Annotated in this window: 5 protein-coding genes; 2 read left to right on the top strand and 3 right to left on the bottom strand. The window is 45.2% G+C overall.

What is annotated here, in order from left to right; genetic code table 11:
* The 3 genes from ICE90_RS08510 to ICE90_RS08500 all read right to left on the bottom strand — a co-directional run.
* Positions 1-9,848 (bottom strand): DUF4347 domain-containing protein (locus tag ICE90_RS08510; RefSeq protein ID WP_216191992.1); only part of this gene is annotated, 9,848 nt, incomplete at its 3' end.
* Positions 9,849-9,859: 11 nt separating this feature from the next.
* Positions 9,860-10,714 carry an efflux RND transporter periplasmic adaptor subunit gene (locus ICE90_RS08505; protein ID WP_216191991.1) on the bottom strand — a complete coding sequence of 285 codons (855 nt, stop codon included), beginning with the start codon at positions 10,712-10,714 and terminating at the stop codon, positions 9,860-9,862.
* A gap of 9 nt (positions 10,715-10,723) precedes the next feature.
* The gene (locus ICE90_RS08500; protein ID WP_216191990.1) at positions 10,724-12,313 is read right to left on the bottom strand and encodes a TolC family protein; all 1,590 of its coding nucleotides are present in this window, start codon (positions 12,311-12,313) and stop codon (positions 10,724-10,726) included.
* A 256-nt stretch (positions 12,314-12,569) separates the two neighbouring features.
* Between ICE90_RS08500 and nadA the strand changes: the two genes are divergently transcribed.
* The gene (nadA, locus tag ICE90_RS08495) at positions 12,570-13,700 is read left to right on the top strand and encodes a quinolinate synthase NadA (RefSeq protein WP_216191988.1); all 1,131 of its coding nucleotides are present in this window, start codon (positions 12,570-12,572) and stop codon (positions 13,698-13,700) included.
* A gap of 2 nt (positions 13,701-13,702) precedes the next feature.
* Entirely contained in the window at positions 13,703-14,560 is an 858-nt protein-coding gene (nadC, locus tag ICE90_RS08490; protein WP_216191986.1) for a carboxylating nicotinate-nucleotide diphosphorylase, read from the top strand.
* The last annotated feature ends 2 nt before the right edge of the window (positions 14,561-14,562 follow it).

Genomic DNA, 14,562 nt, shown 5'->3' with positions numbered 1-14,562 from the left:
TCGTTAGAACCCAATGAAGCACTTAGCGTTCCGCTAACTGTTCTTCCTGAGGTTCCATCATTAGTAATAAAGTCACCAGCTGTTCCAGAGTCGTTAGACATTGAGGCGATGGTAAGCGTCTCGGCAGGAGCTGCTGGCGTATTATTAGTTACGGCCCGCCCTGTCAGAGCAATTGCTAAGTTACCGGCAATATCTTCGATCTTATTAACACCGGGGGTGTAGCTTACTAATACAGTATCAGTATTAAGTACGGCATTAGCCAGAGTTAAGGTCACTGTATGAGCGGTAGCGTCAACTACTACTGAAGATGGTGCGCTCACGACGCCACCAACTGAGACTGAGAAATCTGTACTGGCCGGTGTCACCGTTGAGAAACCCACACCAGCTTCGGTATAACTTAAAACTAAAGTACTACCGTTGACTGCAGCAGTGCTAATCGCTGGGGCTGTGTTATCGAATGTAAAGGTAGTGCTTGCAGTAGCTGCATTACCGGCAACGTCGGTATCGGTAACAACAACAGTGTGAGTGCCATCGGCGTTAGGCGCAGTATAGGTTGAACCAATCGAATTACCATCAACTGTGTAATTGCGCGTCACCCCACTTGCAAGTGAACTCACTGTTAAAGCAGCACTATTGGTCTTGGTATCGGTATTATCCCCTGCTACACCATCAGTTGTATCACTAGTCAGTGCTACGGTTGGAGTAGCTGGAGCGACATTATCAAAGGTTACGGCTTGGGTAGCTACTAAGCTGGCCAGATGAGTTGATGTGTTGTATACCCGCGCAGCAATCAGCCAGTCTGCATTATGGACACCACTGTCAGTAATCGTCCAGTTGGTGCTGGTAGTAGAGGCAACGTTCCAAGTAGAACCGCCATCAAAGGAGACTTGAACTACTTCGTTAGAACCCAATGAAGCACTTAGCGTTCCGCTAACTGTTCTTCCTGAGGTTCCATCATTAGTAATAAAGTCACCAGCTGTTCCAGAGTCGTTAGACATTGAGGCGATGGTAAGCGTCTCGGCAGGAGGCGTGGCAGATGAAACGCTAATGGTTGAACCGGTACTTAATGTGATTGTATCAACACCACTATTTGCTGTTCCCCCGCTATCCTGAATTTGGGTAAGGGTAAATACACGACTACCTGTTGTTGGTGATGAATAAGTATCTCGGTATGTAATGCCATTAATTAGAGCTTGTGCATCTGTAGCACTCAGGGCGCCGCCACTTAAGCTAACGGTCGCAGTACCCCCTGAATAAGTAACCGAGTACGCTAATCCATGAGTGGTGGTAGTGCCACTAGAAGAGCTTCCGATCGAAATAGTAGAGCCATCAACGCCAACGACTTCGTTGCTGGTATCACTAACCCCAGAGACAGTAAATGTTAAGGACTGAATTGTTTGTCCGAATTCAACGGTTGAAATACTGGTGCCAGTGAATACCGAAACCGCTGCTCCTTGAGCCCCAAATGGAGAATTCAAACCTGTAGCTGTCAGCGTTGGGGCGTTATTTACAGGAACAACTGTCACTGTCGATGCAAGTGACAAAGACGATGAATTGGCGTTAGGAGAAGTGCTTGAACCGCTATCATCAATACGGGTCAAGGTAACCACTCGATTACCAGCCGTGGGGTCATTCGTTATATCTTGATACTGAATTCCATTCACAACAGAAGCCATTGTCGTACTATCAATGCCGCCAACTTTAGTAAGAGATACAGTAGCAAGTCCAGCACTAACGCTTACGGTATAGGCCAAACTATTACTGGTTGTTGTACCTGTACCACTTACCAGATTAATTGTTGAGCCATCAATAATCAGCTGCTCAGCCGAACTATTGCTAACGTTATTAATCGTCATATCCAAGCGAGTCAAGGTTTGACCTGCTTCAATAGTGGATACGCTTGCGCTGCCAAATAGATATGCTGCAGATCCACCCTCTATAAACGTCGGGGTTGATGTCGTTACGCTTAGTGTGGGAGCCTGTTGCGGTGATTGATTGGTAACAGTAAGGTTGGTAAGATTTGCTGATTGATTGCCGGCAATATCCTGGGTCGGATTAGCTCCAGCTACGTAGCTAACTTTGATATTGGAGTCCGTTGATACGAGCGCAGAATCCAAAGTTAATATAATCTTATTATTCACAGTATCAACTAAAACGTTGCTAATTCCAATAGGCGCACCTCCAGAACCTGCGGTAACGCTAAAGTCGGCAAAGTCAGGGGTAACTGATGAGAGTCCTGCACCAGTTTCAATATAACTTAATACTAGAGTTGACCCACTCACGGTTGCTGCGCTAATTACTGGGGCTTGCTTATCCAATGTGAATGTGTAACTCGTATTTGCGGTGTTTCCAGCAAGATCTGTATCAGTCACTACTACTGTATGTGATCCATTGGTAGAAGGTGCTGTATAAGTGCTGCTAGAGCTACCGCCGTCAACCGCAAATACACGAGTCACGCCAGCTCCTGCGCTGCTGATCGTTAATGCTGCATTATTAGAAATAGAGTCAGTATTGTCACCAATAACACCATCGGTGCTATCAGTAGTCAGACCTACCATGGGTGCTATTAATGATCCAATATAGGTAACTGCTTGCGTAGAAACTGTACTCGCTAGAGAGGTAGAAGAATTAAATACCCGCGCTTTAATTGTCCAACTACCACTATGACTACCGCTATCAGTAACTGTCCAGTTAGTACTCCCACTAACGGTAGCATTCACCCAAGTACTACCACCATCAAACGAAGCTTGAACTACTTCATTTGCTTGGAGACTAGCGCTAATTGTTCCGGAAACCGTTCTACTATCAACCCTATCATTTGTAATAAAGTCAGTCGAGGATGCGCCTGTATCGTGAGTCATGGACAGAATACTGACAGTTTCAGCAGGAGGCGCCGCAGAAGAAACGCTAATAGTTGAAGCATTGGTTAGGGTTGTAGTATCAATACCACCATTCGTAGTACCCCCACTATCTTGAACTAGAGTTAATGTTACCACCCGATTGCCTGCTGTAGGTGACGGTTTAGTGTCGCGATAGGTGATACCGTCAATCAATACCTGTGCTGCAGATGCACTCAGCGAGCCACCACTCAAGGCAACTGTAGCTGTACCACCAGAATAACTAACATGATAAGACAAGCCATTAGTTGTTGTTGTGCCAGAGGATGAGCTACCAATATTAATATTTGAGCCGTCAACCCCCACAATTTCATTGCTGGTATCTGCCGCTGCTATTCCAGAGACGGTAAATGTCAAGGCTTTAATAGTTTGACCCGCTTCAATCGTTGAAATACTGGTTCCAGTAAACACTGAGACCGCCGCACTTCCAGCACCAAAGGAAGGTGCTAATGCTGTTGTAGATAACGTTGGAGCATCATTAACAGGTTGAATTGTGATGGTCTCAGTAACTACTGATGACAGATTGTTGGATGCGGATCCATCATTTGCTTGGATAGAAATAGTGCGAGTTGCGGAACTGACGGTAGGATCGTGGCTCGCAGATGAGAATGTAATTGAGCGAAGTGCCGCCTGATAATTTGCAACAGTATCAGAGCCAGTTAATGTCAAAACTCCTGTACTTGAATTGTAGCTACCAGTTATATGCGTAGTATTGGTAAAGCTTAATGAGTCTCCCGTATTAAGACCTGCGGATATGGAAACAACAGTCCCGGCTAAATTAGCACTATCCACGTCGGATATAGTAATGCCACTTAAGGCAACTGCTGATGAGCGTTCTGTATATGTTGGCCCTGTTCCCGCAACTACCACGGGCGCATCATTTGCACCGTTAATAGTAGCGATTAATGTTGAGCTTGATGTATTTCCACTAGCATCAGTGATTTGATAAGAGAAAGTATCTGTTAGCGTGCCGCCTACATTTAAAGCATTTACCGTTGTATTAGCATTATTTACTTGATAAATGTAAGAGCCATCAGCTCCTATAAATAAACTACCATAAGTACCAGTAATGGGTGTTGGGGAGGATTGACTAGTAGAGCCAGCGATAACAGCTGTGCCAGCGGTATATGTTCCGCCGGACATAGCTCCAGTTACTGCAATGCTTGAACCAGAGTCATTGCCCAAAACATTTCCGGTTGGGTCGAGACCTACAACAGCATTACTGATACCGCCTGCCTCCAGAGCTGATACCGTATCTGCAACAGCAAGAACAGTAATTGGATTTGTAACAGGAGGATCAAATGTAAGAACTTTATTTCCAGCAATATCAGTTAAAGCGGATCCTGATGTTGGCTGAGTGTAAGTAACAGTTATAGAATCAAGCGCGGTCATTGTTGCGCCCGTGAAAGCCAAGACAACCGTATTTGCATCAGTAATTTGAACGCCAGTAACCGTTAATGCTGCACCGGTAGTGTCAACAAGCGTAAAAGTTGAGGCCGCCGGAATAATGGTTTTGTCAAATCCAGACCCCGCTTCTGTAAAGCTTAAGGTAATTGTATTGTTAGTAGGGTTTAAAAAACCATGCGCAAATACTGGCGCAGTGGTATCCAATACATAGGCAAGGGATGCTAAGGCACCCTTAGCATTGGTAGAGGTATCCTGAATCTGAAGTTCGATGGCATTAGCCCCGACAGCAAGCGTAGCACCAGTCCACGAAACTACTGTACCAGATACCTTTGCTGAAATATCACTCCAAGTCGACCCTCCATCCAAAGAGCCGTATAGCTTTTGATTTATGCCCAATACCTTGCTAAGCGTAGCCGAAATAGTTTGAGATGCGACATCTGTAATGTTATCGGTCGCACTACTTCCGGTATCAGACGAAAGATGGATAGAACCCGTAATGTAGCCCAGGGTGGTATCGACCGTAATTGAGCGGGTGTTATTTAAAACCGTGCCTGAGGCACCCGATACTGGATCCTGCTCAGTTGCAGTGAAATTGTAGACCCCATTAGTAAGAGAAGTAGGCACTGTAAAGGTCCAGTTACCATTAAGATCAGGTTGCACTGTAGCTGTTGCTGGAGTGCCACCAGATGCAAGGACATAACTCACAGTGACAATACTATTCGGATCAGCTGTACCGATTACCGTTGGCTGACTAGAAGAGTAATAAGCAGTGTTGGTTATAGACACTGGGGTGCTCATGCTATTAATTAAAAGGTAATCCTGAGATGCAACCGGCCCATATCCCGAGGCATTACCTACCCTGAGCTGAATGGTACGCTTATCAAAGTTGCTGTCTACATAACCAGCCAGCAAGGTGCCACTAAAACTGACATTAACGCCACCTGTGACACCAGATGTAACATCTGTCCAAGTGACACCACTATCTAAGGATGCCTGAAGGAAGGATCCAGTCGGCAAGGAAGCGCTAAGTTTTGCGCTAATAGTCTGGGCAGCCGTTGATGTTACGAAGTCAGCAGTAGAAGATCCGCCGTCCACTGAAATATGAATATTTAAAACCGAAATGGTTGGAAGTGGAGATGCAACCGTTAATGCATAGGTTGTCGTTATTAAATTAACCGTATCTTTTGCAGTGAATGTATAAGCACCATCTGGTAAGGATTGGACGCCCAGCAAAGAATAGGACCATGTACCATCTAAGTTGGTCGTTACATATCCTAATGTTGAGCCAGCCAATGAAATCTGTAACGAAACTCCTGGAGCTGCAGTACCTGAAAGCGTAGGTGAACGGTCTGCAGTTGTGGTTAAAGCGTTGGTACCATCAATTGCGACGATGGATGGTGTAATTTGACTGGGTGCATCTATCAACAATGAATAAGTTGGTGCTGAGGCAGAATAGTTTGTTGATTGCGAAACGTAACCCGAACCACCAACATTAAGAGAGTCGGCAGGAGCATTGGCTGCTGTGTAAGTAGTGGTAGTTTTGGTAGTTGCGGCTCCCGAGCCAGAAGAGCTAGAAAACTGCATCGATGTTGCAGCCAGATTTGAAACTGGAGTATTTGAACTAAAAAATTGAAACGTAACCAAACGGTCACGTGTTGTAGAGCTACTCCTATAAAATGTTACCGTTCTCAAGGCAGTCTGCCATTGCGCCGCTGATAGAGCGGTAGCGGAGGTAAGGGTCAATGCGGTACCCGATATACCCCCTGAACCAGTAACTAAAGCGGTATTAGCAAACGCAAGGGTGTTACTAGCACTCCCGGAGGCATCGGTTATCACTACCTTCGAAAAGGTTGCTCCAGAGGGGGCGGTAACAATCAGATTAGGGTTAATTACATAGGTAGTGCCTGAGACTGCAGGGATATAATTGCCTGCATTTAAAATTTGTGCCTGATTCGTGCTAACTGCTGTATTTGATACCACAATTGTTGAGGTAACAGGTGATGATGTAGCAATGCCATCGCTAATGACATAACTGATTGTTCTGTTAACCTGCGCTCGAGTATTGCTAGTATTTGAGTTTGTGTAGGTAATTGCCTCCAGAGCAGCGATCCATTGTGCTTTAGATGCCGTAGATCCAGCTGATCCAAGAGTCAACACCCCCGCAGAGTAGCTGCCAGTAATGTTACCAAATACAGAAGAGCTGTTATTCACGAAGCTAAGTGTATCCTCGCCTGCGTTATATCCACTCGTAAGCGAAACCGTAGCGCTGGAAATTGAAGATCGACTAGTCACGATACTCATGCTCTCGCCGCTAGCTCCGGCTATGGAGATAGATCCGCTATTTGTGTAGTCAGTTACTGAAGGCGTAGAAGGTGTAACTACAACCCCACTGCTATATGAAAGCGTGTTGAGTTTTAGCGCTGTAGATGAAGCAAGAACATTCAAAGAAGTTGTTTTGATAGCGCTATAAGTAGTACTCGAACTACCAAAAGCTAATTGCCAGGAAATGGATCTTGAAGGGAGGGCTCCAGCATTTGTTGGATCTGCGACAGTTGAAGAGAATGTCACAGAATCCAACGCTGTTTTAAAGTCAGCAACCGAGGCCGTTTGTCCACTCTTAACTGAAATAGTTAAAACACCCTGCTTGTTATAACTTTGTATAAGCGTTGAAGGAAGGGATGCAACAGTTAATGCATCGTAGTATTGAGGACTAGTACTGTTTCCAGTTCCGACAACTTCTAAATAAGAGTTTAGCGATACATAAGCCTTAAACGGTACAGTTGTACCTACGATACTCATTGAAGAGTCGAGTGTTGCTGCTGAGCCACCTGCCGTATAAGTTGCTGAAACCGAAGCTGATGCAGTAGTGGAATACACTGCAGAAAATACGTGGTTACCAATAGAAAGTGCTGCGGTCGTCTGCCCTACTGCATTGGAAGATGCTCCAAATTGCATAGTCCATGTTTTTGAATTTGGGGCAACGCCGGTTGTGCCAACATAGACTCCGTCAGCATAGACGTCAACATATGAAGTTGCTAAGGCTGATGCAATGTTCGAAAGGGCCCCAACAATCATTGGTGTTGTATTGGATGTTGCCGTGTGCATTAAATCAGATGCTGTAGTTGTGGTCCAAGAACCAGCATCCAACCCGGTCACTAACGCTGTTACACCTGAAACAGGGACGCTTGCTGCAGCAATGACCGTGTAAGGAAGTGAACTGCTAGCCTGAACTGTGCCATTGGCATCAAGCAAAGTAACTTGCAATGTATAGGAGCCGCTGGGCACATTGGACCAAGTCGATCCCGAGCCGTAGAAATTAGTATTCAACACCAAGCTACCACCAACTGCCGTAGATGTGCTTGCAGTAATCGGCACAGTTTTAGTTAGTGCAGCTATATCTTGGCCGCTAGCATTAATTAAGTTGTATTCAACAGTATAAGTCCCAGTAGAAGCCACCGTTACGTTAGAAGTGACGACCTGTCCTGTTTCAGCTATGGAGGTAAGAGTGTTTGTACCAGAACCCCCGTCCACCAACATTTGCATTGAAGATACGCCAACCACCCATCTACCGCCATTATTGGATTGGGTTTGTGTGCCGTTATCATCAGGAATGACTCGAACAATATAAGAACCAGAGCCTTGCGCTTTAACATAAGTAGTCACATCTAAAGTAGAAGTACTCCATGTATTATTCGTACCCGTGAGATAACCAACAAACTGCCATGTTGCTGAACCACTCTTTTGAATGTAAACGCCATCCCATTCTGAGTTGGCATTACCCACAGCGTATGGGGTTCCATTGCTCTGAAGCAAACCGTAGTCAACGTCATACGCTTTAATAATCAATTGAGCTGTAGCAGTTGCGGCGCTGATATTGATTGGATCAAATTGAATAGTCTTTCCAGCGCCCACCAAACCAGTGATTGCCCCAGCCGTATCTACGTTGGTACCAGTTGTCACAGTGTAAGAGCCACCGAGTTCATATTGATACGATTGGACTAATGCGGAATTAAAGGCCGTTGATGCAAGAATTGTTCCTGATGAAGCCTCAAGAATCCAATCACCACTTAAGCTGACAGGCCCAGTAATATCTGTAGATGCGGCAACATTTGCACCACTAGCGCTGGCAATTTGATCTAGGAACGCTTGTCCAGCTAAACCCTCACCTATAAAACAGCCATAAAGCAAAATATCTCCACCTGAAGACAAGGTGGCGCCAATAGAAGCAAGATCATTAGAGTAGTTTTGAATATTGCCAGAGGTGGCATCTAGAGAGCCAAAAAATAACTCCCCCTGACTGCCGTGACTAACAATATGAATCGCATCTATATTGGTGCGACCACCAAGGTAATCCGCCACCTCTTGTAGGCCATCTCCCCACCCATTTACCAAAACCACTTCAAGACCAGGCTTGACTGATGAAGCCAATTGCTGCCAGTTATCTAGATTTGAATCAATAAAAATAACTTCAGTCTTACCAGCATCCAAACTCGGATCGGCCGCTACTAGTCTTTGTGCTTCCAGTACGCCGCTAGCTGAATAAGTAGCAACTTTGTCTACAAAATGAAGATCTGCTTGGAAAGCATTGGTATCGGTAGCATAAAAATCCACCACACCATTGGAGCTAACCATCTGACTTATTTGCAAAATATCCGCAGAGCGCGCAGACAGATCAAGACTGGAATACTTAGCGGAACCCAAGCCAAGACCACTACTGGTAGCCGAAGCCACAATATGGATTGCAGTTAGATCTGCATATCCCTGTGTGATGGTTGCAATTTGACTCAAACCATCTTCGGTCGGGTTGAGCATAATCACCTCAACGCCCGGTTTAGACAAGTCTGCAAATTGGATGTTATTGCATGCTTGAGAGTCTACAAAAATGAGTTCGGTTATTGACCCCGCCTGTAAACCAGGGTTTGCAATACCAAGATGCCAGGTTGGATTCTGGTCTACCGACAAATCAGTTGTAGAGGCATCAACGCCGGTAATGCCCTGAAGGGTATTGCTAGCGTCAGTTAAATCAACGGTGGAATCTGCCTGAACTAAATCGATCTTTGCATTAGCAGCCAGGCCAGAATGCCATTGTGCCAATTGATCGCTATGCTGCGCCAAAGTATTTGAGTCCAACAAGGATGAGCCAAGCCATGTTTGTCCATTTGCATCAACTTCACCAGCTAATGCAAGCACGCTAATGTTGGTATGGGAGGCGAGATAATTCGTGACTTGCTGAAGGCCATCCGCGTCCGCATTCACCCAAACAACATCCACCGAGGAAGATGGTGCTTGATCAAAAACTGGCAGCGCACCCGAGCGTGTATCGACAAAAACGACTTGATTTACCTCCGAGGACAACGCTGGGGTCATTACCCCTTTAGTCAAATTCAATAAAACATTGGCCTCCGGCTGCGCTGTTGGAGTCGGCTTAGTCGCTGCCACTGGGGTTGCCACAACACCATCAAAGAGCATTCTTTGCTCAAGCGCAATCATGTTGGGTTTATTACTTTTTGCCCAGGCCTGTTTCATTTTTTGACTCAGTTTCATCTTTTCACCCCTTAATGGGTTGCTTGCGTTTCTGGAGTTTGACTCGGTGCCTTAATTTCTACTGTGCCACTCATGCCTGGGGTGAGTTCTGGAAACTCACCATTCACGATTGCTGCAACCTTAAATGTCTGGCTTACGGGGTCGATACGTGCGCCGACACGAATAATTTTTGCTGGGTAGGATTTGCCAGTCTCATCAACCTTCACTTGGAAGTCATAGCCATTTATCAACCAAGTTGACCACTTTGAAGGGACTATAAATTCAAGCTCTAATGCGCTATTGTCTAAAATATCTAGCAGTGGTTGGCCTGCTTGCACAAACTGCTGGGCACGGACTTTTTGCTCCGCTACGCGACCATCGAATGGTGCAAGAATTTTGCATTTAGCTACTACAGCACCTAATTCATCAGCCTCAGCTTTTGCCTTTTGATACTCAGACTGAGAATTTTCATACTCAATACGCCCTACAGATCCCAGGTCCAATAACTTTTTATTGGTAACGTAATTTCTTTCAGCAATCATCATGGAGGCTTTGCTCTTCTGAAACTGGGCCTGTTGGGTTTTGCAGTCAAACGTGACAAGAGTCTGTCCAGTCGTGAATGACTCACCCTCCCTGAAATCAAATTTGTCTACTTTTGCAGCAAGTTCTGAAGCGACCGTGGTGTAAGTCACTGGACTTAATTGCGCCCTAATAGACTGCTCACCTAGCCCGGCATTGTCATCAATGACCGCCTCATTTTTTGAAAGAGAGCTTTCTACTTCAACAGCCTTGTCTTCGGTCAAGCTATGCCATGGCCGCCATTCAATCAGCACCAATACCAAAAGCACAAAAGCTCCAAGTACAGCAGCAGACGATGGCTTACGCATGAATACTAATTAACGGGTAGTAGAACTTGAATTCACGACAACCGCATCGCTTGATTTTGAGGTCTCAGATACTGGTATGGGCTGCAGCTCAACTGGTGGTAACTTGCCTGAGTTCCACTCCTCGAAGGATTTCTTAACAATCTTGGTGAGATCACCCAAAGAGATGTCATTGACGCTGCCAATATCTGGCTCCATACCGGAAGTAGCCTGCATCTTTCCGCTGGCTGCGAATAATTGTGACAGCGCTTGATATTTTCTGAGTTTACTAACGATCGCAGATGAATTTGCCGCAACTTTTTCGGCCTGACTTGCTGCGCCCTCTTTTTCTTTATCTGCGGTAATTTTTGCAATCTTCGAATCGACTTTATCAATTTCAGCGGAGCGTTGATACAACTGCAATGCATTTTCTAATTGCTGTTTAGATAAGTAAACCTGGCCGATTACTGCCATCTGCACCATCATGCGCTTTTGCTGAGCTAAATCTTGGTTTGCATCAGCAAGCTTTATGGTGGCAGGTGCCGTGAGGATATTCCAGAGATTAAAGCTGATCTGCGCCGCACCCTCCACCCAATTTTTATTGATATAAAAACTATTATTCGTCGCTTGAGGACCATAGTTAAAGCTGATGCCTGGTAGCAACTTCAATATTGATTTATGCGTTTCTTCAACGGCAATACGAGCGTTATAAATACCTTCCTTCAAATCGGCATTGTGCGCAAGCGCCCTTACTTCGAACTCCTGAACATCCGCATGAGCATAGGAGTTTGGGGCTGCAATCTTGTCCGGATCTTCCAGGGTATAGCTTGCACTTGCGGGCAAGTTGATCAATTGATTCAACTCAATCTTGGCAGATGTAAGCTCTTGATCAATCGTTTCTAAAATCTTGACGTTATCCAATAAAGATTTTTGATATTTCAATGCATCAATAGGAGCCTTTAAACCTTGGGTGTCCGTCTTCTTGGAATTTTCTAAAGCTTCATTAGCTTCTTTAACCGTCTTTTGTAGATCAGATTTCAATTTCTGTGCAGAAGCAGCCCTTAAATAAGCAACCTGAATATCCTGAACCAACACGTGCATCGTTCTACGACGTTTTTCTGAGGCGACAATGATTCGGTCTGCATTTTGACGCGCATTAAAATAACTGACACCGAAGTCCAATAAATTCCAACTCAACATCAAACCGGTTGTGTCATAAGTCTTAGCCGATGAAACAAAAGGCTCATTTAAAGAAGGATTGCCCGAATAAGCGCCGGTAGCAGTAGTGATGAAGTAGTTATTGCGATAGTTGTAACCTGCATTTGCTACAACCTTAGGCAGCATGTCGTAATTCGATAGATCTGATACGCCCATCGCGATAGCCTGCTCCATCATTTTTGAGCGGTAATCAAGGTTGTACTTGATGCCTCGAGCAACTGCCTCATGCAAGGTCAGAGACTTGCCTACTGGCTCAACCTCTTTCTGAGCTTTAATTCGGTCTTGATAAAGGAGCTTTTGCTGCTCATCTTGAGTGATAGGCTTAGGGAGGATGGAGCAACCATCCAACAGCAATACAGCCGCTATTAAAAACCAAAAAACACCTAACTTACGTACTTTGCTCACAGTGTGCATGAAGCTTCCTAAAGCCTACTATTAATTATTTTCTAACTGATTGATTTTTATGATAAAAACACCGTATTAGCTCTCGGGTGATTATACAATTTCGAGGTATAAATGTCACTAATATGAAATGAATTATATTTATAAACTTCATTTAAAATATTAAAAAACCTATATTATTCAATATGTTACACAAATTTATTGAATACGGCAATCCAGTCTTTTAAGACAAAAAACCACTAGCAGTTTAATATTTGACATGCCAATTCCAGCCCCAAATTCACGCGTTTCACTTGACTACCCCCAGCAGAATGCTGCCGGAGCCACCTGCACTGCCCAAGCTTGGGCAAGAACGCCACCCCAACTTCATGGTTCTGAAAAAGCCACTGTTATTTCCCGCATCAAGCAATTGTTGATTGAGAAAGATGCTGCATTAGTCGCCCACTACTATGTGGACGGTGACATTCAAGATTTAGCCTTGGAAACTGGTGGGTATGTTGCCGACTCTTTAGAAATGGCGCGCTTTGGTAAAAACCACTCTGCCAAGAACCTCATTGTTGCTGGCGTGCGCTTTATGGGTGAATCTGCAAAAATACTTAGCCCTGAAAAACGGGTGTTCATGCCTGACCTTGATGCAACCTGCTCTCTAGACTTGGGTTGCGATGCTGCTGACTTTGCTGCATTTAGAGCTGCGCATCCCGATCGTGTTGTTGTGGTCTATGCAAATACTTCGGCAGCAGTCAAAGCCCAAGCCGATTGGATGGTAACGAGTTCTTGTGCATTAGCCATCGTGCATCAACTGAAAGTTGAAGGCAAAAAGATTTTATGGGCACCTGACCGTCATTTAGGTCGCTACATTCAAGAGCAAACTGGCGCTGATATGTTGCTGTGGAATGGTGCTTGTATCGTTCATGATGAATTTAAAGCGGTTGAATTAGAGATGCTCAAAGCAGCCCACCCCAACGCCATGATCTTGGTTCACCCTGAATCACCGCAAGCAGTCGTTGACCTTGCAGACGTTGTTGGCTCTACTTCTGCCATGATTAAGGCTGTGGTTGAAGGCGCTGCAGCTGAGTACATTGTTGCTACCGATAATGGCATCTTGCATCGCATGCATCAGCTAGCCCCCAATAAGAAACTGATTGAGGCGCCTACTGCTGGCAATAGTGCAACGTGCAAGAGCTGCGCTCACTGCCCTTGGATGGCCATGAATGGCTTACAAGGGATTTTGAATTGCCTAGAAAACGCTTCTGGTGAAATCTTCATTGAAGAACCTATTCGTCTTGAGGCATTAGGCTGCATTGAGCGCATGCTCGACTTCACTAAGAATCATCCTGACCTATTAGCAAAAGCGCAACATGGCTTTGTAAAAAATATTGGTGCCGCTTAATCATGTTTGAATACAACGAAACCTTAGAGCAAGCGCGTCAACGTAATATTGCTGACGCACTAATGGAAGATATCGGCACTGGCGATTGGACTGCCAAACTCGTTTCTAGCAAACCAGTCAAGGCGCAACTCATTGTTCGTCAAGAAGCTGTTCTTTGTGGCGTAGATTGGTTTGAAGGAACACTAAAGAAGCTCGATCCCAATGCGAAGGTTACTTGGCATTACCTAGAGGGCGACCTCATGAAGCCGGATACCAAGGTCTGCGATATAGAGGCTGACTCACAAGCCCTACTCTCTGCTGAACGTACATGTATTAATTTCTTGCAAACCCTTTCTTGGACGGCCAGCATTACGCGTCAGCACGTTGATGCCATTGCAGGGGCTAGCCCAAACCCTAAAGGTTGCGCTGTATTGGATACACGCAAGACTATTCCTGGATTACGCCAGGCTCAGAAGTATGCGGTGCTAGTGGGTGGCGGCAAGAATCAACGTCTAGCTCTATGGCATGGCATCCTCATCAAAGAAAACCATATTGCTGCTGCAGGTAGCGTAACCGCAGCCTTGAAAAATGCTCAGGCATTAAATGCAGGAGTAGATATTCAGATTGAAGTAGAAAACTTTGCTGAACTTGAAGAAGCTTTAGCTGCGGGTGCGAAAAGTATTTTGATTGATAACTTCAATACCGATCAAATGAAGCAAGCCGTTGCAATCACTGCTGGTCGGGCTTTGCTGGAAGCTTCTGGCGGCATCAATTTAGATCAAATGCGTGCTATTGCATCTACTGGCGTTGACCGCATCTCTCTTGGCAAGCTCACCAAGGATGTGTATGCAGTTGATTTCTCAATGAGAATATTGGGTTAAAA

The organism is Polynucleobacter sp. AP-RePozz3-80-G7 (genome assembly GCF_018882145.1).
GTDB lineage: Bacteria > Pseudomonadota > Gammaproteobacteria > Burkholderiales > Burkholderiaceae > Polynucleobacter.
This window is presented reverse-complemented; position numbering and strand designations above follow the sequence as displayed.